Raw genomic sequence first — 23,146 nt, forward strand, 5'->3', positions numbered from 1 at the left:
AAGCATCGGTCGCTCTACTCAACCGCTGGACACCCAAACGTTCACGGAGAGGGTGCCACGGCATCCCGGATGAAGCCGTTGAACGCTTAATGGCCTGGCCCGACAAGATTGCTGCGAGGCCGCGTGATCTGCGGCGCACTACATTGTTAGCCGCGGCGTGATGATCTGCCCGGCGATTGTCTTGAACACGTCCACCAGCTTGGCGGAATCTTCCATCGCATAGGCTTTCGAACTGTCGGAGGCGCAAGACGCGAGGCCAGCGGCTGTCGGGCCCGTGACGCCGACGGCCACCGTAAAGATCGTGATGCCGGCCGCCTTCGCATTTGTGCAGACGCTGGACATCAACGCATTGGCCTTTGCGGCGTCGGTCCCTGTGTGCTGAAGGTAGTTCGACTTGTTAGGAGACAAAGTGTTGGCGCCATCGGTCATTAAGACAATGAATTTGCTGAGGCCATTACCCTTTGGAAGAGCTTCCTCCATGGGCATTTGCGAAGACAGGGTGTTCCAACCCCACAGGATGCCCGCAGGAATATAGGTCTCGTCCTTAGCAGCCATCTTAGATATCGCCATGCGTAACGAAGTATAGTTGTTGGTCAGCGGCATGACGACCGACCCGCAGGTGGTATTCTGCAGCCCAGTATATTTGGTCGCCGGTTGAACGTCGTTGACGTCGAGCGGACTTGGCCGCGAACCGACGCAGCCGTTCCAGGTATAGTTGAAAGTTTTATCGGAGCAGGTGGTGACGGGCTCGTCATATGTATAGCTGTCGCATTGCTCCTTCTGCCCCGTCGTGGTCACGCCGTCATTCGTAGTGGTGGTCGGAACCATTTTGCAGCCCGACTTGGACAAGAGTTTTTTCGAGGTAGTGCAGGTATTTCTGACCTCAGACGTATCATTAGGTACACTAAGCCAAGGCTGCCCCCGGTTTTCTGTCCCGACGTTAACGTATCGTGAGAACGGCACCAGCGAGAAGCGAGCATTCACATTCGATGCCGTCTCGAAAACCTTAAGCAAGGAGTTCGCTGCCGCCTTCAGATCTGTCAGCTTTTGACCAGACATCGATCCCGTATTGTCGAGCACCATCGAAACCTCGATCTTCTGATAGCCGGAGCGCACTGATTGCGCAGAAACGGCGACCTCGAGGTTGTCTTGGAACAGGATCTGACCGATCGTCAGCGGAACACGGGTCCTGGCGTTCAGGGTAATGTAGTTGGACGCCGAGACCTGGAGATCGTCGACACTGGCAGACTTGGCTAGATCGCCGCTCAGATTGGCAATGAAAACACGGGTTGCTTCTATTTTCATGTTGTCGACCGACGTCGACGGCATTGATGCCGCAGCGAGGACGGCGGCATCCGCTGCAGCTTGCAAATCGGCCTTTCGTGACAGGGCCATGGAGAAGTCAGTCGCCATCCCAGCGGCCCCAATCAGTGGCACGGCGACGATTGCGGTCATAACCGCGAAATTACCTGACTTATCTTTCCAGATCGACATCGTTCACCCCGCAGTTCTAGGTGGTTCAAATTGAAGTGAAAGCGTTTAGCATTTGTTAAGAAGAGATCCGGGTGATCCCGAATGAACGCGAGGAATGGCCGGCCAAGGCGCGCCGACGGAGCGACGCCAGTCGGCGATAACGTCTCCTTGGGCCAGACGGCTAGGACAAAGCAGCCGGTCCAGGAAAGAATGCACCAGTACCAGTTGGTTCGGACGGCGCGTCTGGGGCAGGCGCAAAAGCAAATGGCCCGGGCGCCGGGTGGGGGAGCCGGTCCAGGTCGTCATAGCGTCCCGGGCGGCAAAAGCTCTAGCGGTGGCGGCGGCAAGGGTTCCTGCGATGGGGATGCTGTGAAGGGCCCCGGCAGCCATTTGGCCGGAGTTTGTAATGTGCAAGAAAAGCGAGGGTCACCGTTTCAAACGGTGCTGCTGCACAGCCTTTTTGACCGCCGAGGGTCAGTTACTATGAAGTGGGCGGATGGTGAGGGGCAGGACGCTATCGCACAATGACCTTTGTTCCGGTCTGGACCAGCTCGTACAGCTCCTCCACGTCCTGCCGGTACATCCGAAAGCAGCCACTTGAAGCCTTTGTGCCGATCGAGGACGGATCGTTGGTCCCGTGAATGCGCAACAGACCATCGGCAAGGTAGATCGCGCGCGTTCCCAGCGGGTTTTGGGGGCCAGGGGCGACGACCGCGGGCAGCCGCGGGTTTTTTTCCCGCATGCTTGCGGTCGGTCGCCATTCCGGATGTTCGCGCTTGGCGACCACCCGCGTCGTTCCAAACCACTGTTTTCCCTCCCGTCCGACGGCGATCGGGTAGACGAATTGCTGTCCCTGCGACGTCGTGTAAGTCAGCGTTCTGCGGCGTGTTGAGATTTCGATGGTGCCGCGGCCGATATTGATCGACGGCCGTTGACGCTCCAGCTCTGGCGCCCGATAGCGCGGTTCCCGATACCCGGGTTCAAGATAGCGCTGGTCGTTCTCATCGTAGGGAGGCGGCGGATACGGACTGTACGGGTCGTCGTAGCCATACCCGTCATAATCTCCGTAATCCTGCTGAGGGGGGTAAAACTGCGCATTGGCGTTTCCCGCGAAGAGCGCGCTGCACAAGGCAAAGACGACCATCGATTTCATGTAGAGCCACCGAACGTTTTTCATCGATTGGACCGAATTCTGTGGCAGCACTATGACGACGACTACGCAGTGCGAGCTTTCGAGATGTTGATCCGACCGAGACTGTCTGCATCCTCGGTCTCGAAGGAAATCCGGCGGGCTCGCGAAGTCTCTGCAAGCGCCCAGATTTGCCGTCCCTTTTTAAGGCGAGTTTCAGGAAAGGTGCAAAGAGTAGTGCTAAGTGTTCGTTAATGCCCGCGCTCGAGACACCACGGCTCTGCCTCATCGTCGTCGCCAAAATGTTCGTTTGGAAAAAGCCGACGCTTGCGCATCGCAAGGCGTTTACTCAGCCGATCGGTGGCCGCAGCGGTCTCTTGACCGGCTGATCCTCGTGCACTGCCCGGAGTGATCTCCGTTTTCGGACGTCAGTTCAGCGAGCTGGGTCGACCTTTCTATGCCAGCCGACAGCGGCGCGGATCGAGGCCGCGCTTTAGGCGTCCCAATCAACATCGGAACAACGCCGTTGGATGCAGGTTAGGTTAATGAGCGTTGCGTTTTCCTAACTCAGGATGCGCAGCATGGTAAGTCACGGCAGCTCGCAAGGTCAGAACGTCAACGCTGGCTTGTCGGATTTTCAGGCTCTTACGCTCATGCGCGCAACGACTAATCAGCGGCGTCCATGACGCTGAGGCAGGGAAAGATGCAACGATTTTACCGTGTGGACAGTCAAACAGCACAAGCTTATCCGGGGCATCTCATCGTCGTCTGGGGCGACGTTGAAAGGATAGTTGGTGAAGTGGTTCCTATGGGTCATACTTCCCGCGGCCAAACGGAACCCCTTGAAGCTGCAATCCATAACGCCCTCCTTATAAAACAGCGTGACGCGCTGCCCATTGCGGTGCGAGATGATTTGGGGCTGTGGCCGCCGAGGCTCGGTCAGTTGGTTGTTTGGGATCCATGAGAGTATTGAGAGATCAAGTTAATGATCGCTGTTATAGCTTTCACGCCTGACATTGCCGCGCTTAGCGCTGCCACATCGGCCGCCCTTAGGAAGCCGGCTGCATCAAGATGCGGTGGCAATGTTTCATGGCGTGGTAGGGTGGGGCGCCTTCATGCTGACTCGCTCGCTTTTCACCTCAGGCGGCCAATCTGAGCCATGCAGAAGGGGTGGATGAGCGAGTCATTTCGATCAATACTCTTATTGTCGAGGCTGCTTACTTTTTGCCGCCTGCATCGCCATTCGTATAAGGTACTCAATGAGCTTCTCGCCGTCGCCGCGGACTGCCTTGCACAGACTTCGATTTAGCTGATTTGCCATTTATTCCTCGTGCTCGCAGGCTCGGGAGACGCCACTTTAGCCAGGTGCGGCCTAAAAGGCATGGGCATGCTTTCGCCGCCGGCAGCCAACCTAGGGCACTTTGCTGTCCGTTTCGGCTTAGCCCATCATGGATGTGCCGGGCAATGATCAGTCCGCTGTCTGCTCGTCATCGGCTCAACTCCCCGAGGATTGAGTTCAACTCCCCCTGTCCGGCGATGGAGATGGCTCTCGGCCCAAACCGGAAGCCCTGTAAAACCGGCGGTAGCAACGCAAGGCGCCTCAGGCGATGTTGAACGACGTTCGGGAGCGTTCAACGGCGGCCCGCTTTGTCGGTAACGGATTTCACCGACAGCAAAAGGAAGCGAAACCTAACTTAAAGCTTTCCACGGGGCGCGCGACAGCGGCAAAGGACTATCTACAACAGAAGGAGCATTTCGCCCGGGGTTGGGGCGCCCGCATGGAAAATTTAAGGGCAGACAAAAGAACCGGCGGGTGGCAATTTCCGTACATTCGGCAGAGTGAGAGGTTTGATCGGCCCGGCGACGAACTCCTGGCTCTGCTCTGGCCGGATAGCGGCGCCGTCACGCGAACCCGACGAGAGAAGGGGGCGGCACTAGGCTCTCTCCGCTCCGTCTGGCGGCAGCGTAATCGAGCGCGGCCACGACCTCTGCACCAGAGAGCGGCTTTGCCACCACACCGACTGCACCGGGAAATCCCTTCGAAACGATTTCTGGTGACGCCGTCGCGAATAGCACCGTGACATTCCAGCGCTCTGAGAGCATTTTGCCGATCGCCGTTCCGTCTTCCTCATCAAGATGAATGTCGACTATCGCGACATCGACATGTTCCGCCAGTCGAGCCGCCTCAATAGCATTTCGGGCATGTCCGCAAACCTCGTAACCTCCTGCCATCGCCGCCTCCTCGATGGTCATAGCCATCTCAAGGTCGTCCTCGACGATCAGAACCTTGATAGGTCCTCTAACAGGCTCCATGGCATCACCTCGGTTCTAAGCCCAATGCCATCATTCACGACATCGCAACAACGAGCATGACAGCTCCGAACCAAGAGGATGACAAATAACGTGACGATTGTCCAAAAAGCGAGCCGGAAGCCCTTGGAGAATTGGATACTTTTCCAATCCGTCTTCGGGGAGGGGCTGGTTCCCAGAGAAGTGTCGGTGTGCAGGTATCGGGACATAGTGTTCGGTTCCAGTTGGCGCATGGTGAACGGGCGGTAACCGCGAATGTTCCTCTCCCGACTGGTCACGGCTGCGAATGCCTGAATTGAGTAGTTGCTTATACGCCGACAGGCGTTACGCTTACGAAGGCCCAGCATAGAGGTATTGCATATGGATGCTCTCTCCAGGAAAACGGTCGGTATCGAAGACAGTAAGATATTGGTGACGATCCTCGATCAGTGGTGTGCTGCAAATCCGGCAGCGTCGGGAGGTAGCGAAGCGCGAGCAAAAGCTGAGGAACTTGTAGACTGGTTCGAATTCGGCATTTCGGATGCGAATGAATTGGTTGATCTGTTCCATCGAAAGCATTGGCAGGTTTCGACAATTTGAGAATAGCTCACGTAAGCATCTCCGATGATTTTTCGACGACGGGATGCCAAAACGACAGGCTCTTGAATCGTCTCGTTCCCGGGTTGCGAGTGTCGATAAGGAACATTCCTGGGACAGTCGACACGGCAGGGGATGACGGGCGGCGTCCTTTCAACTTGTCGTCCACGTCGGCCCGGGAAACTGGCCGCAGCGGTCTCGGTAGAGTGCAAGCAAACCGTAACGCCTTCCTGCTAGCGTTTTAGAATGGAAACCCAAATCATCAAGTTCGGCCTCAGCACGCCCACTCTCGTCATCATTCAGGACGAAATGCCGAAATCGCGGGTTATCAACCTCCTGATTGATCACGTCGTCGACGACGAGGACGCGAGGGCAGCCATCGAGCTCGTCTGCGGTTCTCCAGCGGGCCGTTATGATGGCAATGGATGGTCCTTCTGGTTTGCAATGAAGGACGCGATCTTACACTGACAGCGCAACGTGTCTTCCCTCGCGGTTCGAGCGAAAGCCATTGGTTCTCATGCCCCGACTGCTATGACATGCATCAGAAGCTTTCCAGCCCGGACTCGGCAGTGCCAAGATTGCGCGCCGAGCTCATATGGTTTTGAACGTAATGCGAGATGACGCCAGCCCCCCGCTTGGCTGCGAAGATGGGTTGCGAACGCACTCATTTGAGGATGAGACGGGCCGTTTCATTGTGTCCGACAAGCACGGACGGCATCTCCTGCGATATTGGCGAGCGGTGTAAAGCTGTGCACTTCGTCGTGAGTAGCGCAATCTCCTGTGAAAACATTGCCGTAGAGAGCAAAGTGATAGAGGCCTCCCGTTAATAGGGCCGCCTTGATCCCTATCTGGCCTTCATTTCTGTTGAAACGAAGAGTGCCCACTGATGGCCAATCGGAGGGATCGCCTCCGTAGGCAGAAATATATGCGACAACCCAGTTGCTTTGCACGCTTTACCTGGTCAACGAGCGCTTTTACGCTGACTGCCTGGCGCCAGCCCTATCCAACTGTAAGTGTTTGGCATGGTTCGCATCACGATCGCCGGCGTTTGCCGCAATGACGGTCATGTTGGAGGCATCCGGGGCCTGGTCTGAGCGCCGGCCCGCTAACAGAAGGGCGTTGAATGGACGCAGGCAATAAATAGAGGTTACAATCGCGGCGGCCAGCCGTACGCCAGCGCGCAGGATGCGACATTTCGACAACGGCCCTTCGGACCGTCGTGAAACCTGCCTTTGAGCACGCCACTCAGGACCGCCTATCCTTCGTTTCCATCGCTGATGAAGTTCGTATCACTACCGTCGGGTGCCGGATTTGCAATGTCTGTGACAGAGACGGGAACTTCTTGCCGCCGCTTTTGCCGACGGACCTCCGCCGTTGAAGATACAGGGTCGGTTATAGAAGGTTGCGCCTGAACTTGGTCCGGTAGTTCCGTGGCATTGCTATCGGTGCGGATCATAATTTCCTCCTAGTTTTGTTTAAACCCGCACGAGTGCTTCCAGTTCCCAAGCGCCACCGGCCTAAGATGCGGAGTAGAACTAAAAACTAATTGCACATCAAAACGCCCGGGCTGCTTCGGCCAAGGGAAGCTGTTGAGCGCCGGGGGGAAAATGATCAGGCACTGCTGGATCAACGTCGGCCTGGACGTCATACCTGCGACCTACTCCTGCAAGATGATGCCCATCTCGTTCGTATTATCAGCCGATACGATAGGAAGGGTTTGAATCTTATACCGGTCCGAGCCGGTGCGCGGTAAACCGATCAGGCCACCGTCACGAAATCGTGGCTCAGCTTTTGGATCAGGTCCAGGGGGCTCGTATAAGATAGAATTTCAACGTGGTTCAGGTTTGTCGCAGTTTCAAAATTGGAAAGACCGGGTCGGTATGTGAGGCTCACCGGGTTGTCGTCCGAACCTCGACACGCACTGTCGGACGAGAAACTTGCTAGTGTTCTGCCGGCTTAGCTCACGGTGAGCGCAATGACCTTAATATTTCGTCTGAGGCGAGAAGATTGTCGGATATCTGAGCGAAGCGTCGGTAAGGGCGCGCGGCTGGACGCTAGCTGATGCGAGAAGAGGGCTCACGCTGCGATCCGCCCAGCAAAGGATGCCTGAGGCGGAGGACGGATAACGGAAACTCGTGCATAAAACCGAGCCTAATTCCCTGGCCGCTGGGCGAGCTCGACATCTTGTGCTGCAGCAACGCTGATTACGACTAGTCCTTCTAATTTCACCGTGCGCCGGAACTTGGGACCATGCGCTGCGTTCGGCGCGTGAGGAGAGCAAACATGTCTGTTCCAAACGAACCTATCGTCCCGCCACAATCGCCATCACCGATCGACAGACCTCCGCAGGATCCTGATCGTGTTCCCGCAGACGAACCCGTCCGCGATCCGGATCCCGACGAGCCAGCCAGCCCGTTCAGTCACACCACATCGCATTGCCCGACTTGGGGCCTGATCTGCAGGGGCGTTCGCCTGCAGCCGGAAGATTTCCGGCAAACGGCTTGAGTTGCAGAGCCAAATCTGGCGTTGGATTGAACGGCCGCGCGGTGGTCTGGCCAGTGTGAATTGTCTGGGCTGTGAAGCGGTGCGGCAGTGACGCCGCCACACCAGCCGCGGGGGTGGGCGTTCCGCCGCACGTTTGTCCTGACAGATACACCCATAGAGGGTGCTGCCTCGAAGCTGCAGATCTTTTAATGTCGTTTAGACGCCGCATGCGCCCGAACCCGAAAAGAGTGCGATTGCGATTGACAGGCACGATGCCATGCTTCGGACAGCTCGGTCGTTAAAGCGGATGACCGCGACAGGGGCGACCTCGGATGCCCCTGACGCGTGCGGAAACTCCAGAGATATGTTGTTCGGCCAAAGCCCAAGCAGCTTCAACCTGATCAGGGACCGTAGCCCCTGCTGTTAAACCAGTAGGATCCAGTCTTCAGCTGGCGACTTTTTGGTCCGGCGGTGCATCCGAGTGGCTTAATCTCGGACCAAGGTCGGGGGTAGGGAACAGCTAATCGCCTCGCTCGTTCTTTGGCAGCGGTCAGATCAGACCGCGTCCAAGGAGAGGTAAAAATGCTCACGAAAATCTCGATAGCCGCCACCCTGTCCGCAGCGCTCCTGTCAGGCACAGCATTCGCTCAGTCGTCGACCGTCAATGGAGCCGCTGGCGGAGCGGTCACCGGCGCGATCGTCGGCGGCCCGGTCGGCGCAGCCGTGGGTGGCGTTGCAGGCGCCGTGGTCGGCACAGTCATCGATCCGCCGCCGCAGAAGGTGGTGACCTATGTCCAGGAAGCTCCGGCTCCGACCACGCGGGTCGTCGTAAAGGAGAAGGTCGTGGTAGGTCAGCCGCTTCCTGAAACAGTCGTCGTCACGCCCGTGCCGGACAATCCGACCTATTCCTACGCGATCGTTAACGACGAACGGGTCATCGTCGAACCATCTTCGCGCAAAGTTGTCCAGATCATCAATTGACGTTCGGCGGGCGCGGATCTGCCGCGCCCGCCATTTATGTCCCATCAGGAAAACTGCACTATGAAAGCAGTCGCTTCATTGGTCTTTGGCATCGTCTGCGCAGTCGGCGCCGGTATTGTGGGAATTTCAGCAGCTTCTGCTGTGATGTCCAATCCGGAAGGCCAGCATTTAACGACACTCTCCGAGCCTGATCTCTGGACCTCTGAGCCTGTGCGGATAGACGTTGCAAAGCAACAATATGAGCGGGTCGAGGCCGTCTATTCGAGCTACGTGACCGATCACGCTGGTGCCAGGATTGCGACGAAGACCCCGGTCGAACGCAGCTTGGAGGCGGATAGTGTACAGGAAAAGGTGGCCACAGCTGCAGCTCATCGCGACTGGTGCGTGCAACGATATCGCTCATACGATGAGGCCGAAAATACATATCGAAGCTTCAGCGGCGAAACACGGACCTGCGTATCGCCCTTCGCACCGCCATCTGCGGTCGCTCAGAGTGCAGACGAGGATCGGGCCACAGCAAACGTAGCCTGGTGCGCTGCACGCTACCGCTCTTATCGCGCCAAGGATAACACTTATCAGCCCTTCGACGGGCCGCGTCGCGCCTGCGTGCCATCAGCGCGTCAGGAAATAGCAGCAAATTGATGAGCTGTTTCAGAGCAAGGGGATCGCTATGCGGCTTTTGATTGTTGAAGATGAAGTCGACGTGGCTCTCACGATCGAGGATGTGGCCCTAGGCTTAGGGTTTGAAGTGGTTGGAATCGCGACCAACATGCAGGAAGCTCTGGAGATAGCTCCAGAAACGGAGATTGCGCTGGTCGACTTGCGGCTTGCCGATGGCATCACAGGTCCCGCAATCGCCCGCGCGCTTGTCGCCGGCTGGAATATCGGCGTGGTTTTTGTGACCGGCAGTCCTGAACTGAACGAGGAGGTCGATGGTCTGCTGACGATCGAAAAGCCGGCCACTCCGGACGTTGTCAAAGCCGCGCTTCAGGCAGCGGCGAAGTGGAGACGATCTCACGCCCACGCCTGACGCGCGGAGGCCGGCGAAAGGAGGTGGCTTTTCCGGAACTTTGGCGGTGAATCAAAAAGACGTGACACCATTTGCCGTACTGAAGTCGTCCTGCCGCATGAGGAATCCGGGCTGCGGCTCGAACTGGAAGGCCAACGCGTCAGCGACCATTACCAGCCTGTCACACAATCGCTGGATGCGCTGCTTTGAAGATTGATCGGCTTGGAGTCAGCGGCTTTATGTTTCAGGTGGCGCGGGCGAATGCGGTCACGGAGTGGCCACTGCGAGAACTTTTGTCCAACCGTCCAGCTGTTACGCCAATTTTGTCGAAGACGGTTGTCCCGACCGAAATCGATGCCCCGTCCTTCAACCGTTGCAGATGGCGCAGTGCTTCAATCCCTCTACTGATATATCGGAAGGTTCAGGGCGATGACGCCTTCCGGTTCATAAAAACCCTCGATCTCAGCAAGCAACTGTCCCTGTGGCGAACGACTGGCGCTTTACTGCGGAACTTACCGCGGAAACCTTCTCGAAACCCTTGCCTTGAGCGATCCGGCTTCCAGGGAGGCAGGCAACCGCTTAAGCGTCATTCCAAACGTGATCGGCCCCCGTTGCCTCGAACGGCTCAATTCCCAACGCAGCGGTCTCAGGTTAGTCAATTCTCCGGTCTGGACATGCAGCGAGGTGATAAGCGTAGAGGCGACGCAGTCGGGCCCCAATGTTAACCGAGAGCCGGTGCCGGGGTCGCCGGCGGCAGAGCCGAAGTCATTCAGCCGTGCGGCGATCATCGCCACCGATACGCATCACCGATGCCCGGTTGACCAGGGCGCAATCGGCTTTTCTAACCTGTTGTTTCGCCCCCCTAGCAGATGATAGCGATGCGATAGCCCACCCTCCCATCGTCCGATGCGGAAGGTCGACGCTCGTTAACTGCGGTCTTATCTGCCGACAAATCTCGCTGTCGTCGTAGCCGACAACCGAGATATCGTCAGGGACCTTCAGACCCATGTCCAGCAGCGCATTGAGGCAGCCGAGTGCCATCTGATCGTTCTGACAGAAGATTGCCGTTGGCGGCGTCTTCAGGGACATCAGCTGGCGCGTCGCGTCATAGCCTGAGGAGGGCGTCCAGTTTCCGCGCACAACATAATCAGGAACCTCGTCCAAGCGTCGCTCTGAAAGCGCCAGCCGGTAGCCGGCAAGACGAAGACCCGCCGCTTCCATAAACATCTCCCCAGTTATCGTCGCGATCCGCTGGTGGCCACGGTCAAGTAGGGTAGCAGTGGCGCGCCGACCGCCAGCGAGCTCGTCGGGAATGATTGAGGGATACTCGCCCCCCGATGTGTAGCAGTTCAGAAGGACCGCGGGCACTGGGAGCCTGCGCATGGCCGGGCTCAATTCAACCGGCCGGGTGAAGACTGACATGAAGACTATTCCGCCCACACCGGCCGCAAGCAGACGCTCGATAGCCAGTTCTTCATGCCTTTCACGGTCGAGGCTTTGGGCGACAAGTATCGTCACGTCCTGATCCCACGATACGATCCGCGCCCCTTCGATTGCATTGATTGCTTCAGGCGTCGTTGCAAGCTGATCAACGATGAAGCCGACGGAACTTCCACGAAGGTTGTCGAGGCCCGACCGTCTGACCGGCCCTGACACCCCGTAGCCGAGTTCGCGAGCCGCAAGGATGACGCGAGCCTTGAGCTCGGCAGAGATCTGCACCTCGGTGACGTCGTTTAGCACCAGCGATACCGTTGCCTGCGAGCAGCCCGCGGCCTTCGCCACATCTGCCATTGTCACTCGGCGGGGCGATTTGTCTCGTGGTCGTCCGTTCAAAAGCGCACCTAATATTTATTAGCTTGACTGAAACTTATTAGTACCGCTACCGTACCTACAGTTCAAGGAGGATAACACGATGAACGACAGTGCAAAAATTCTCAACGATGCACAGACGCTGCGGACGGATGGCATCGTCGGCTTGAAGGGGGCATTTGCGCCAGAATGGGCCGATCGTATGCGCGAAGACATGATGACGGCTTTTTGGGAAGCGATCCAGCGTCCAGGCGGCGCGGTGGGCCGAGGTCCGCGACGGTGGTATGTCGAGCTACATCCGCAGGCCTTCGGCGGATTTGTCGATCTTATCACCCATCCATGGGTCGTAGCACTTTGCACCGAAGTTCTGGGCCCCAGTTACCAGATTGTCGAAATTGGGCTCGATGTACCGTTTCAGGGAGCGAAGTTCCAGCCGTGGCATCGGGATTTTCCATCCCCACGCGACACGTATGAAGAAAAGAGGATCACCTCGCTCGCTTTCAACCTGACGGGGGTCGACGTGACCGAAGACATGGGGCCGTTCGAAGTTGCTCCAGGCACACAGTATGACGACGGCAGGGAATGGAAGCATGAGATGTTTCCGGATAAATCGCTGTGGGGGCGCTTCAACGAGCGAGCCGTTCGGAAATATCCACGACGTGGTGACATTTCTTGCAGATCGGCACTGACGGTTCATCGCGGCACCGAACATGGCTCGCCCATTGCCCGTCCGGTCATGGTGTTGGGGGTCGACGCGCCAGGGGCGGGTCATGCCGAGATGCATGACATGATGGTGACACGCGATTGGTACGAGGCACTGCCCGACGTTGCGCGAGATCATCTTGTCTGCCGGGTTGTCGATGAGCTCGTCCCGATCACTCAGAAGCACGATATCGAAGGCCTTGTCATGGGGGCCGATCCAACTTGATCGTGATGAAGACCGGGTGTGCTTTACCGCTTGACCGCGCCTCGCATCCTGGGATCGGGCTGTAGCGCTGGATCCCACTGTCGCGACTATCGCGGTCGCTCGGTCTTGATCATCCTAGATCCGTCCGCGTAATCTTCCGTCGGGCGTCAGCATCAACGCAGCGAACTCGGCGCAGGGAAGGGGGCGGGAATAGAGGTAACCTTGGAGATCGGTGCAGCCTGCGGCAATCAGAAAGTCTTGTTGTCCGACAGTTTCGACGCCTTCTGCGGTTGCCGCCTTCCCCAGTTTCCGGCTCAAAGCAATGACGGACGAAACGATGGTGGCTCCCTCCGCCTTGCTTCCGAGCAGCGTCACGAATGAGCGGTCGATTTTGATCCTGTCGATGTTGATCTGGAGCAGGTGGCTAAGGGACGAAAAGCCGGTTCCGAAATCGTCGAGCGCAATTCGGACACCCTGAGAGCGAAGATTTCCCAAGGTTGACTGGACGGCGGCATCAACCTCGAACAGCGCAGCCTCTGTTAACTCAAGTTCAAGACGCGCCGGATCGAAGCCGGTTTCCTCGATGATGGACAGGACCTTGGAATCGAACCCGCGACGACGGAGTTGGGAGGGGGAAACATTGACCGCCACCGTCATCGTCTCGGGCCATGCTCTAGCCTCTTCTGCCGCCCTGCGCAGAACCCATTCGCCAAGCTGGTCTATCAGCCCAGCTTCTTCGGCAAGCGGGATGAACCTGTCGGGAGCAAGAAGCCCAAGCCGGGGATGACGCCACCGGACCAACGCTTCCGCCCCCGATATAGGCTCGCCGCGTGTTGCGCGGTGTACGGACTGGAAGAACAGCTCGAGCTTGCCAGCATCATCTTCCGGCCTCAGATCATTGCAGGCCGAACTTGGCATTTCGGTAAGAACCTTGCGGAGTTCCCTTGTGAGGTTTTCCCTCTCGCTGCCGCGGCTATCCATTGACACGTCATAGGTAACATATTTTCCGCGGCCGCTCGACTTTGCTTCATAGAGAGCGACGTCGGCTCGGCGTAAGGTCTCTCCTCTCTCAGCCGTCCCTTCGACGATACCGACGGCACCAATCGAGCAGCCGATCCGCACGATGACGCCGCCGCCTGCCCGAAGTTCAAAGGGCGCGCTAAGCGTTTTTATGATCTGAAGCAGCAGTTCATTATCGCGTCCGGCGCTAACACCGGGCACAAGCAGTGCGAATTCGTCACCGCCCACTCTTGCAAGCGTATCTGCGTTCCCCAGAAGCTCCTGCATGCGCGCGACTGCCTTGATCAGCAATTCGTCGCCTGCCGGATGCCCGTAGGTGTCGTTGACCTCCTTGAACCTGTCGAGGTCGATGAGGGCGAGAAGGGCTTGGTTGCCATGGTGGCGGAGACCGTCGAGGCAGTGTTTAAAGCGTTCGGAAAATAGCGCTCTGTTTGGCAAGCCGGTGAGCACATCGTGGAGAGACAAGTGGCGTGCATGGTCCTCGCTCTGAGCAAGTTCCAAGAGGCTTTTCCTGAGCCGAACCATGAGGGCAAAGAAAAGGCCGCCGATCAGCACGCCTGCGAACGTCAGAAGCGGGGTCAGCCGCGCCACGACCCGGGATCCAGGCAGGTCAGGGGTCCAGATAATGAAGCCGATCGGTTCATGTGTCGCCGTGGCCTCGATTTGGAAAGCAACTTCGTTCGCCTCTGCATCAGCGGTTCGCGCATATCGAGCACCCGCCAGGCCTTGCTCCCGGCTCAAGGTATCAAGGGTGGGCCCATCCAAGAACCGGAACGCGGCAAGAAGCAACGGCTGGGACGTCCGGGATGCTGCGTCAATGGATGCTATGCCTGCTATCGACGGACGGCCTTCCAGGCGCATCAGATCGACGCGGATCGGTGCGTTTGCAGCGGCTGCTTCTTTTCCATGCAAGACGGTCCTGACCATTGGCAGGAGGAGCGGGCGGATCCATTTGTAACGTCGGGTCGTTTCCGGGTCCGAAGCGAAGGCCAGGTCCCCTGTGGGTGTTATCAAAAACGTCCCGTTGTAGCCGAACACGGTCTTGGACATGGTCGCAAACGCTTGTGCCGTGCCTGCGTCGTCCTCATTGCTCATCGAGGCACTGGCTGAAATAAGTGAGGAGTATCCGGCCGCCATCAGCCTGAGGTCGTTCGAAACACGGTCGACCTGATCCTGCAAGCGGCTGTCGACCAGCTTTCGCTGACGGTCGAGCGCTGCGGCATCGCTTTCTTTTCCTGCCCAGAGGGCTGCAACAAAAACCAGCCCCAGGATCGCCAGCCCACTGATTGCGAGCAAGGCCAGTGTCGCACTTGACGATCGTGTTGCTCTTTTGGCCAGACGTTGTGGAAAATCATATGCGGACAAAGGTACCTCTCCCAGATTTTTCAATTCTGGAGGGCATAGATTACGAAAGGCTTTTCAAGCGACTGCAAATTTAGCCGGTCAGCATGATGAGCTTCTTAAAGGTTTCGTGTTCGACTGTCCGAGTTCTGATGCTCAACCAGATGGATTACACGATGACCAGATCGAACACGTCTTTCCGCTTCAAACTGCTGGCTGTGGCATCGAGCCTGATGCTGAGTGTCGGTGCCGCCCATTCTTCCTCGGCCGCCGAACAGGAAATGGTGCGAGTTGCCGTCGAGGGGGGATTTCCTCCGTTCAATTATCTGGACTCGGAAAACAATCTTCAGGGCTTCGATGTCGATATCGCAAAGGCGTTATGCGAGGCAGCCGCGCTGAAATGCCAGTTCATCGTGCAGGAATGGACAGGTATGATCCCGAACCTGTTGGCGAAGAAATATGACGCCATCATTTCCTCAATGTCCATGAGCGCGGAGCGGCGTCAACAGGTTGCGTTCACCAGCAAATATTACGATAGTCCGTCCGTATTCATCGTGCGCAAAGGCGCCGATATCACCGGCACTTCGCCCGATGATCTGAAAGATTTGCGCCTTGGGGTGACGGCGGCCACATCGCAGGAGTCCTACGCGCGGAAATTCTACCCCGGCGTGGCAACAAGTGTGGTCCATGCGTCACCTGATCTCTACAAGAACCTGGCCGAGGGAAACGTGGATATCATCTTCGAGGACAAGTTGGCGGTGTACGACTGGTTGGCAAATACGAAGGCCGGCAGTTGCTGTGAATTCAAAGGTGAGGACGTCAAAAACGCCGAATATTTCGGCGACGGCGCGGGCATCGCCGTTCGCCCCGACGATGTCACGCTTCTTGCGAAGCTCAATGCCGCGCTGGACAAGATCCAGGCCAATGACGTGTACGATACGATCAACGCAAAATACTTCCCGTTCTCGATCCGATGACCTTGTGCCGGATCCGCATCGCTGGCGACCTCGAAAAAAGGAAAGAGCCTCCAGGTGCCGGCCTCAATAGCAGGGAGGTCGACGTTGGCATCGCGTTGTGCACAAAAAAACCCTGGCAGGCGCCAGGGTTGAAGTCAGGATAACGACTGCGGGAGGGATGTCGCAGTCTGTCAAAAACGCCGGGCATCACCGTTAGTTCCTTCTGAAGAGGTAAGATCGGACGGTTTGCCGGCGACCTCTTCCCCGTCGCCCTGGTTCAAGCTCTCGAAGGGGCGTTGCAGCGCAGCCGTACCTCGCGCGCCCGTTTGGCGAAAATCTCCATTGGCGGGCTCGCTCGTGCTCTCCAATACCGGAAAGACGCTTTCGCGATCATTGGTGGTCGGCAGCAAGGTGCCGTATCGGTGGTCATCCAAGTTGGTCTCCGCTGGTTGTCTAGCAGAAAAAGCCGAGGCAGCGTCGGCAAGGTTGCCGTCCCAGCCGTCCAATCGCCATTGGCCAGCGCGCTCTTCAAGGTCGACAGCACCCTCAACGTCCAGTATGTCCTGCGCCGTCTCATAGTGCGCGTCGTCGACCTCTGCTGACACGAGAAAACCGCCACGTCGCAGACCCTCTGCATACGTGACCCGCTCGTCCTCGGAGATCTTCCAGCCGTCAAGCTTTCGCCAGAAGCTGTTGTCGCCGGTCACTGCGTCATCGACCCTGTCTGCCTCGAAGCCAGGCACGAAGCGGATTGCCTCCATCATCAGGCCGGCCTTCTTCAGGCGCTCTACCGCCTGTTCTGCGTCCTCGCGGGTGTCGAAGAAACCGACGAGCGTGTCTTTTGACTTGTCGGTCGACAGTGCGGGGGTTCTTTCGGTCGATAGGTTCGTCATCTCAACTCTCCTGTAGTAAGCTTTATTTGCCATCGCGATCGGTCGCATGTCGGTGCAACTTTCATGCCGTCCCATTGTTCCATGCAGCGCCGATCGGTCACGACGGGGCGCAGCGCGATAATGTGAACGTGTTGCGGCGTGGGCCATCTTCGCTGGCGTGGGGCCGACCGCTGACGCTGGCTGCAGCGGTTCGATTTGCCTCCTTCAGCTCTGACGACTGCCGGGCCAGAAGGAAGAAAGCAGTTGTCGCATGGTGCCCATGACGATCCCAGCCTCCCGGCTATCACCCTTTGCGAGTGTTTCAGTGATCTTCTTCATTTGCTCGAAGGTTAAATGTGGGGGCAGCGGTGGGACCTCCGGGTCCGTCTTGACCTCGAGCAGCACCGGCCGGTCAGACGACAGCGCCTCATCCCATGCCGGCCCGACATTTTCTGGGCGGTCGACATAGATCCCCTTTAGTCCAATCATTTCCGCAAAGCGATGATACGGGACGTTTGGAATGCTTTGGGACGCTTCGAATTTAGGGTCACCCTCCATGACCCTCTGCTCCCACGTCACCTGATTGAGGTCTTCGTTGTTGAAAACGCAAATCACACACCGAGGGTCGTCCCAGCTCGACCAATATTTCGCAATGGTGATGAGTTCGGACATGTTGTTCATCTGCATCGCGCCGTCCCCCACCAGCCCGATAACGGGCCGGTCGGGATGTGCAAATTTCGCAGCGAGGGCATAGGGCACAGCTGCTCCCATCGATGCGAGCCCTCCCGACAAAGAGGCCATCATGCCGCGACGAATCTTCAAATCCCGCGCATACCAATTGGCACACGATCCGGAGTCGCTGGTGATGATGGCGCCATCAGGCAGCCGGGGTGAAAGTTCCCAGGTGACACGCTGAGGGTTGACCGGGTTGGCATCTGCATGTGCCCGCTCCTCAAGCGTCTTCCACCATTTTGCGACCTTCGCCTCAATACTCTTGCGCCACTCTCCCTCCTTCTGTCTGAGATGTGGTAGAAGTGCTTTGAGGGTTTGCGCAGCGTCCCCCTGCAGATTGGTGTCCATCGGGTAGCGCAATGACAGCATGCTGGGGGTGATATCGATCTGTACCGCTTTCACGCTGCCCTCCTCGGGCAAGAACTCTGAGTAGGGAAAGCCGGAGCCGATCATCAAAAGCGTGTCGCAGTCACGCATCAAATCCCAGGAGGGCTCCGTCCCCAAGAGGCCAATGGATCCGGTGACCCACGGCAAATTGTCTGGCAATGCAGCCTTACCCAGCAGGGCCTTTGCTACACCGGCGTTCAGTCGGTCGGCAACGGCGATAACCTCGTCTGTCGCCGCCAGGGCGCCCGCTCCCACGAGAATGGCTACACGCTCTCCTTGGTTGAGGATATCGGCGGCTTCCTGCAGGTCTTCCAAATGTGGTACGGTGCGAGCCGCCCTGAAACCAATGCCGGAGTGGACCGTGCCGTGCTTGCGAGGGGGCTCTTCATAGGGAAGGTCCTGGAGGTCGTTGGGAAGGATAACTGCCGTGACAGTTCTGTTGGCCTTGGCGATGCGGATTGCCCTATCGATGAGATGTCGCACTTGTGCTGGTGTAGCAGCCTGATGAACAAAATCGCCGGCAACGTCCTTGAAGAGTGAGGCGAGGTCGACTTCCTGTTGATAGTGGCCACCAATTGCAGCGCGGGATTGCTGCCCGACGATGGCCAAAACCGGCTGATGATCAAGCCGGGCATCATATAGGCCGGTGATGAGGTGGGTTGCACCAGGTCCTGATGTCGCTATACAAACTCCGATATCGCCAGTGAATTTTGCATGGGCCGACGCCATGAACGCGGCCATCTCCTCGTGCCTGGTTTGGATGAACTCCATTTTTGCCTTCGCGCGAGCAAGAGCACCGAAGACGCCGTTGATACCGTCCCCCGGATATCCGAACAAGCGACGAACGCCCCATTGGTGCAGCCGTTCCACGATGAAGTCGCCGACAGTCATTGTCATTTTTCAATCTCCAGGACGTATTTCCTTCTGCCAAACCGGGCAGAGAGCGCGATGTTCCATCGCGCGAGGAGGTCACCTGGCGAAGCTGCAGTCGTTCGGCCGCGATAAATTGCTGTCTAAAGTCCGGTAAACGCCGGGTGGACGACCGCTTCTATTATTAGAGCGTCATCGAAACGAGGAATTTCCACTGGCGTCCTGCATCCGGGGAACCGACTGGTTGGTCCGGCCTTTATGTTGCACCGGGTCGAGGCCCAGAGGTGGCCATCGGTCAATTTCCCAATCGCGAGGATATCCTATGCCAATTAAAGCAGTTGCGTTCAACAGCACCCTAAAACCGTCTTCCTCTTCCGAACAGTCGTCGACCGGAAGGCTTCTTGAGCTGATCTCTTCGCAGTTTGAGACGCACGATGTCGAAACCGAGATAATCCACTTGGCCGATTACGACATCAAACCAGGCGTAACCTCTAACGAGGGGGATGGGGACGCCTGGCCGGGTATCAGGGCCAAGGTGCTCGCGGCCGATATCCTTATCATCGGCACACCGATATGGCTCGGTCAGCCTTCCAGCATTTGTAAACGTGCACTGGAGAGGATGGACGCCTTCCTCGAAGAAACAGACGCTCACGGCCGGATGGTCTCCTACGGAAAGGTCGCCGCAGTCGCCGTTGTCGGAAACGAAGACGGCGCCCATCATGTTTCAGCAGAACTCTTCCAGGCTCTAAACGACGTCGGCTTTACCATCCCGGCCAATGCGGTTGCCTATTGGGTTGGCGAGGCGATGGGCTCAACTAACTTTGTCGACCTTGAGGAGATCCCCGGCGCAGTCGACACGATGATTTCTGCTCTGGCCCGAAATACCGCTCATTTGTCGCGCCTGCTAAAGCCAAATCAATATCCAAGCGATAAAAAATAACCGCCTCTGGCTGCAGCATATGGGCGATCCCACCTGTTGGCAGCGGACGTGCAAGCATCGCAGTTGTCGGGCTCTTCCGGAGACAGATTGCTGCGAGCGAGGCGACCGTTACGAAAAGCCCATCTTTTGGGACCTGTTGTTATCGTCTTGCCAGGAAGCGTGATAGGGTTGAGCCAAAGCGATGCCGCCAGAGATAAGGAGCTCAAAAAACCGGTTTGTGCGAACCTGGAGGTCCCTCAAACGGAACTTCCTGATCCAGCCCGCGTTAGTGATATGGATCGTTAACCCTCAACAACGTATCCAGTTGTGCTTTCCGCAACTTTGAAAAAGCCTCACACTCCAGCGTGAGGCTTTTTCTTCTTCGAACGGCGGGGCGATTTCCGCACCGTTCCATTCGCTATTGCAACGGACGTCGCGGGGTGTCCCTGCCTTTGCTCACGCTAGGCAGCCCAACGTCAGCTTGCGGCCGGTGGCAGGACTGGGCAATTCGACCTAGCGCACCAGCGTGGGCGCGAAAAAATGCCGGCAACTCGCCAAACCGGTTTCGCCCTCTCTCTTTTCGAAAAACCTCCGCCGTTGATCAGCTTAAGGCCTCTGGGAACCATTCGCTGATAAAGGTTCATAGATCGCTCTTCGATCATCACCGCAGGGCCTCGCCTGATAACCTCAGACTAAGCGCCGTTGGAAGAAGCGGCGCTCTTTTCCGCAATCCCGATAGACATGCAAAGGCAACGGCCACAACGGCTAGCCGTCGCAACGCCCTGAACGCGCTCGACCCGAGGAAAAAACCCGCTGCCTTCCTGGGGGACAAGCAGCGGGCACAGTCCAGAGAAGAGGATTGCGACAAGCAATCCAGACTCACCAGCCCGTTGAGCTTACAGAATCGGACTGCCGTGAAAAGGCTCCGTCTGAAATCGGACAGTTGAGTTGAAGCCTGCCTGTTGCCAGGATCGGCACCAGATTCAATCTGGACGGCGAGCGAACGTTCCCGGTGACTGGAACATTCGCGACAGCCATTACGTTGACAGCCAAAGGGAGATCGGGATGTCAGACGAAAACACCAAGACCGTCGTCGCAACTTTTCAGACGCGGGAAGCCGCCGACCTTGCCGTTCAGCACATGGTTCAAAAAGCAGGCTTGGACCGAGCCGCCATTTTCCTCGAGGCCGTCGGCCGGTCCAACAGTGCCGGTAAGATCCAGAGCGGTGGTGACACTGCATCGGCAAACCACGAGACGAGGATGGATGCCCCCCTTCGTGGTGAGATCGCCGTCTCGGTCGATCCGAGAAGCGATCAGGCGGCAGTGCTTCACCGCATCTTCGGCGACGCTGGTGCCATCCACGCTGCCGCTCGCTAAAGCAACTCGCTTGGCCATGGCATCCACACCGGACGTCGGGCGAGCTCGTGTTGAAGAAGAGAGATCGAAATCGGAGGTCTCGACGAAAAGAGCCTGCGGGAGAAAAACGCGTGATCAATGATCTGTGGTACAAGAACGCCGTTGTCTATTGTCTGTCGGTCGAGACTTTTATGGATTCAAACGGTGACGGCGTCGGCGACTTTGAGGGCCTGCAGCGCCGGCTTGACTACCTCGCCGGACTGGGCGTCACCGCGATCTGGCTGATGCCATTCCAGACGTCGCCCGGGCGCGACGATGGCTATGATGTCTCCGATTATTATAACGTCGATCCACGCTACGGCACGCTCGGAGATTTCGTCGAATTCACGCATGGCGCAAAACAGCGCGGCATTCGCGTTCTCATTGATCTTGTCGTCAATCACACCTCGGACGAGCATCCCTGGTTCAAGGAGGCGAGAGCCGATAAGAAGTCGCGATACCGCGATTGGTATGTATGGTCGAAGACGAAACCTGCGGCCGCGGACGAGGGGATGGTGTTTCCCGGAGTGCAGACGTCAACGTGGACACGGGACAAGCAATCCGGCGAGTATTATTTCCATCGCTTTTACGAGTTCCAGCCGGATCTCAACACTGCGAACCCCCTTGTCCAGGCAGAGATTTTGAAGATCATGGGCTTCTGGATCCAGCTCGGTGTTTCGGGTTTTCGCATGGACGCGGTGCCCTTTGTTATCTCCGAGAAGGGCGCCGACGTTGCCCAGCCCAAGGAGCAGTTCGACATGCTTCGAACGTTCCGCGAGTTTCTTCAATGGCGAAAGGGAGACAGCGTGATTCTCGCCGAGGCCAATGTTTTGCCGAAGGAAAACATCGAATATTTCGGCGATGACGGCGAGCGAATGCAGATGATGTTCAATTTCCATGTCAACCAGGCACTCTTCTACGCGATGGCAAGCGCAGATACCCGTCCGCTTGTAAAGGCGCTGAAGGATACGGAGAAGCTGCCCAAGACTGGCCAGTGGGGCATCTTCCTACGCAACCACGACGAACTCGATCTCGGGCGACTGACCCAAAGCCAGCGGCAAACCGTGTTCAATGCGTTCGGACCGGACAAGGGCATGCAACTCTACGATCGCGGCATCCGCCGCAGGTTGGCTCCAATGCTGGGGGGAGACATTCGTCGTCTGAAACTCGCTTACAGCCTCATGTACTCGCTGCCAGGGACGCCTGTGCTGCGTTACGGTGATGAGATTGGTATGGGAGACGATCTGACGCTTCCAGAACGGAATTGCGCGCGCACCCCCATGCAATGGTCAAACGAGCCACAAGGCGGTTTCACAAAGAGTGAAAAACCCGTTCTTCCTGTTATCAGCGAGGGGCCTTACGGCTATGGACATGTCAACGTTGCCTTTCAGCGTCGTGACGCCGAATCCATGCTGAACTGGACCGAGCGTATGGTCCGCATGCGCAAAGAAGCGCCTGAGATCGGGTGGGGCACCTGTAGTGCGGTCGACTGCGGCGATCCGGGCGTGCTGATTCTTCGGTACGCATGGAGAGATAACGTTGTGATAGTCATACACAGCTTCCACGACAGGCCGGTTGAAATTGCTTTCCGCCTTCCGCAGGACAATAATGACGGCCCTCTGATCGACATATTGGATGGGCACGACAGCCGTGCTAACCACGACCGACGCCATCATATGGTTCTCGAACCCTATGGCTTCCGCTGGTACCGCGCCGGCGGCCTGGATTACCTTCTCAAGCGCCGGCGAGCGTAATTTAGCTTCCAAGGACGATTGCCCGGGGCAGCGTGTGATCCCCGTTGGTCAGGCAAGTCTACCGTCGAACGGCGCCTGCGGTAAAGAATTGATCGATCAGCAACAGCGCTTATGTGCGACAGGTGGGGTTATTTGTCTGGTTGCCTTCCGCGTTAGACGCACTGCCAGTCAAGATGCGCTGCGCGTCAAACACTTGGACGCTCATGATGTTCGTAGGCACCA

Annotated in this window: 17 protein-coding genes; 9 read left to right on the plus strand and 8 right to left on the minus strand. The window is 57.4% G+C overall.

Annotation, left to right across the window (positions count from 1 at the left end):
* Nucleotides 1–138 precede the first annotated feature (138 nt).
* The 3 genes from ABIE40_RS26595 to ABIE40_RS26605 all read right to left on the minus strand — a co-directional run bounded on the left by ABIE40_RS26595 (nt 139) and on the right by ABIE40_RS26605 (nt 4,915).
* Nucleotides 139–1,494 (minus strand): pilus assembly protein TadG-related protein, encoded by a 1,356-nt coding sequence (locus ABIE40_RS26595; RefSeq protein ID WP_112715979.1) that lies wholly within the window; start codon nt 1,492–1,494, stop codon nt 139–141.
* A gap of 493 nt (nt 1,495–1,987) precedes the next feature.
* Nucleotides 1,988–2,626 carry a L,D-transpeptidase gene (locus tag ABIE40_RS26600; RefSeq protein WP_148195175.1) on the minus strand — a complete coding sequence of 213 codons (639 nt, stop codon included), beginning with the start codon at nt 2,624–2,626 and terminating at the stop codon, nt 1,988–1,990.
* Nucleotides 2,627–4,504: 1,878 nt separating this feature from the next.
* Nucleotides 4,505–4,915: a response regulator gene (locus ABIE40_RS26605; RefSeq protein WP_112715981.1), complete on the minus strand. Its 411-nt coding sequence runs from the start codon at nt 4,913–4,915 to the stop codon at nt 4,505–4,507.
* Between the two features lie 357 nt (nt 4,916–5,272).
* Here ABIE40_RS26605 and ABIE40_RS26610 point away from each other — a divergent pair, with 357 nt between their 5' ends.
* The 5 genes from ABIE40_RS26610 to ABIE40_RS26630 all read left to right on the plus strand — a co-directional run bounded on the left by ABIE40_RS26610 (nt 5,273) and on the right by ABIE40_RS26630 (nt 9,983).
* Nucleotides 5,273–5,491 carry a hypothetical protein gene (locus ABIE40_RS26610; RefSeq protein ID WP_199629690.1) on the plus strand — a complete coding sequence of 73 codons (219 nt, stop codon included), beginning with the start codon at nt 5,273–5,275 and terminating at the stop codon, nt 5,489–5,491.
* A 243-nt stretch (nt 5,492–5,734) separates the two neighbouring features.
* Entirely contained in the window at nt 5,735–5,956 is a 222-nt protein-coding gene (locus ABIE40_RS26615) for a hypothetical protein (RefSeq protein ID WP_112715987.1), read from the plus strand.
* Nucleotides 5,957–8,554: 2,598 nt separating this feature from the next.
* The gene (locus tag ABIE40_RS26620; protein WP_112715989.1) at nt 8,555–8,953 is read left to right on the plus strand and encodes a DUF1236 domain-containing protein; all 399 of its coding nucleotides are present in this window, start codon (nt 8,555–8,557) and stop codon (nt 8,951–8,953) included.
* Nucleotides 8,954–9,013: 60 nt separating this feature from the next.
* Nucleotides 9,014–9,595, plus strand: coding sequence for a BA14K family protein (locus ABIE40_RS26625; protein WP_112715991.1), 582 nt, complete (start codon nt 9,014–9,016; stop codon nt 9,593–9,595).
* A 28-nt stretch (nt 9,596–9,623) separates the two neighbouring features.
* Nucleotides 9,624–9,983 (plus strand): response regulator, encoded by a 360-nt coding sequence (locus ABIE40_RS26630; protein WP_112715993.1) that lies wholly within the window; start codon nt 9,624–9,626, stop codon nt 9,981–9,983.
* Between the two features lie 744 nt (nt 9,984–10,727).
* On the opposite strand, the gene ABIE40_RS26635 is transcribed toward ABIE40_RS26630, so the two are convergent.
* Nucleotides 10,728–11,753, minus strand: a complete 1,026-nt coding sequence (locus ABIE40_RS26635; RefSeq protein WP_112715995.1) for a LacI family DNA-binding transcriptional regulator — start codon at nt 11,751–11,753, stop codon at nt 10,728–10,730.
* A gap of 121 nt (nt 11,754–11,874) precedes the next feature.
* Here ABIE40_RS26635 and ABIE40_RS26640 point away from each other — a divergent pair, with 121 nt between their 5' ends.
* Entirely contained in the window at nt 11,875–12,699 is an 825-nt protein-coding gene (locus ABIE40_RS26640; RefSeq protein ID WP_112715997.1) for a phytanoyl-CoA dioxygenase family protein, read from the plus strand.
* Between the two features lie 114 nt (nt 12,700–12,813).
* On the opposite strand, the gene ABIE40_RS26645 is transcribed toward ABIE40_RS26640, so the two are convergent.
* A complete protein-coding gene (locus tag ABIE40_RS26645) occupies nt 12,814–15,063 on the minus strand; it encodes a putative bifunctional diguanylate cyclase/phosphodiesterase (protein WP_112715999.1) in 2,250 nt (749 codons plus the stop codon).
* 128 nt (nt 15,064–15,191) lie between these two features.
* On the opposite strand from ABIE40_RS26645, the gene ABIE40_RS26650 reads away from it, so the two are divergent.
* On the plus strand, nt 15,192–16,016 hold the full coding sequence (locus ABIE40_RS26650; RefSeq protein ID WP_502944828.1) for an ABC transporter substrate-binding protein: 825 nt from the start codon (nt 15,192–15,194) through the stop codon (nt 16,014–16,016).
* Between the two features lie 170 nt (nt 16,017–16,186).
* Here the strand turns inward: ABIE40_RS26650 and ABIE40_RS26655 are convergent, their stop codons facing one another.
* Nucleotides 16,187–16,888, minus strand: coding sequence for a hypothetical protein (locus ABIE40_RS26655; RefSeq protein WP_199629689.1), 702 nt, complete (start codon nt 16,886–16,888; stop codon nt 16,187–16,189).
* Nucleotides 16,889–17,092: 204 nt separating this feature from the next.
* Nucleotides 17,093–18,883: a thiamine pyrophosphate-requiring protein gene (locus ABIE40_RS26660; protein ID WP_199629688.1), complete on the minus strand. Its 1,791-nt coding sequence runs from the start codon at nt 18,881–18,883 to the stop codon at nt 17,093–17,095.
* Between the two features lie 295 nt (nt 18,884–19,178).
* Here ABIE40_RS26660 and ABIE40_RS26665 point away from each other — a divergent pair, with 295 nt between their 5' ends.
* Nucleotides 19,179–19,796 (plus strand): flavodoxin family protein, encoded by a 618-nt coding sequence (locus ABIE40_RS26665; RefSeq protein ID WP_199629687.1) that lies wholly within the window; start codon nt 19,179–19,181, stop codon nt 19,794–19,796.
* A 1,047-nt stretch (nt 19,797–20,843) separates the two neighbouring features.
* Here the strand turns inward: ABIE40_RS26665 and ABIE40_RS31055 are convergent.
* A complete protein-coding gene (locus ABIE40_RS31055; RefSeq protein WP_162708671.1) occupies nt 20,844–21,170 on the minus strand; it encodes a hypothetical protein in 327 nt (108 codons plus the stop codon).
* Between the two features lie 92 nt (nt 21,171–21,262).
* Between ABIE40_RS31055 and ABIE40_RS26675 the strand changes: the two genes are divergently transcribed.
* Nucleotides 21,263–22,924, plus strand: coding sequence for an alpha-amylase family protein (locus ABIE40_RS26675; RefSeq protein ID WP_112716009.1), 1,662 nt, complete (start codon nt 21,263–21,265; stop codon nt 22,922–22,924).
* The last annotated feature ends 222 nt before the right edge of the window (nt 22,925–23,146 follow it).

Source organism: Rhizobium sp. OAE497 (genome assembly GCF_040546565.1).
Classification (GTDB): Bacteria; Pseudomonadota; Alphaproteobacteria; order Rhizobiales; family Rhizobiaceae; genus Rhizobium.

Bases quoted from the DNA above. Each gene is read 5' to 3' on its own strand.
- ABIE40_RS26595 (WP_112715979.1), bottom strand. From the start codon at position 1,494: ATGTCGATCTGGAAAGATAAGTCAGGTAATTTCGCGGTTATGACCGCA.
- ABIE40_RS26600 (WP_148195175.1), bottom strand. From the start codon at position 2,626: ATGAAATCGATGGTCGTCTTTGCCTTGTGCAGCGCGCTCTTCGCGGGA.
- ABIE40_RS26605 (WP_112715981.1), bottom strand. From the start codon at position 4,915: ATGGAGCCTGTTAGAGGACCTATCAAGGTTCTGATCGTCGAGGACGAC.
- ABIE40_RS26610 (WP_199629690.1), top strand. From the start codon at position 5,273: ATGGATGCTCTCTCCAGGAAAACGGTCGGTATCGAAGACAGTAAGATA.
- ABIE40_RS26615 (WP_112715987.1), top strand. From the start codon at position 5,735: ATGGAAACCCAAATCATCAAGTTCGGCCTCAGCACGCCCACTCTCGTC.
- ABIE40_RS26620 (WP_112715989.1), top strand. From the start codon at position 8,555: ATGCTCACGAAAATCTCGATAGCCGCCACCCTGTCCGCAGCGCTCCTG.
- ABIE40_RS26625 (WP_112715991.1), top strand. From the start codon at position 9,014: ATGAAAGCAGTCGCTTCATTGGTCTTTGGCATCGTCTGCGCAGTCGGC.
- ABIE40_RS26630 (WP_112715993.1), top strand. From the start codon at position 9,624: ATGCGGCTTTTGATTGTTGAAGATGAAGTCGACGTGGCTCTCACGATC.
- ABIE40_RS26635 (WP_112715995.1), bottom strand. From the start codon at position 11,753: ATGGCAGATGTGGCGAAGGCCGCGGGCTGCTCGCAGGCAACGGTATCG.
- ABIE40_RS26640 (WP_112715997.1), top strand. From the start codon at position 11,875: ATGAACGACAGTGCAAAAATTCTCAACGATGCACAGACGCTGCGGACG.
- ABIE40_RS26650 (WP_502944828.1), top strand. From the start codon at position 15,192: ATGCTCAACCAGATGGATTACACGATGACCAGATCGAACACGTCTTTC.
- ABIE40_RS26655 (WP_199629689.1), bottom strand. From the start codon at position 16,888: ATGACGAACCTATCGACCGAAAGAACCCCCGCACTGTCGACCGACAAG.
- ABIE40_RS26660 (WP_199629688.1), bottom strand. From the start codon at position 18,883: ATGACAATGACTGTCGGCGACTTCATCGTGGAACGGCTGCACCAATGG.
- ABIE40_RS26665 (WP_199629687.1), top strand. From the start codon at position 19,179: ATGCCAATTAAAGCAGTTGCGTTCAACAGCACCCTAAAACCGTCTTCC.
- ABIE40_RS31055 (WP_162708671.1), bottom strand. From the start codon at position 21,170: ATGGCCAAGCGAGTTGCTTTAGCGAGCGGCAGCGTGGATGGCACCAGC.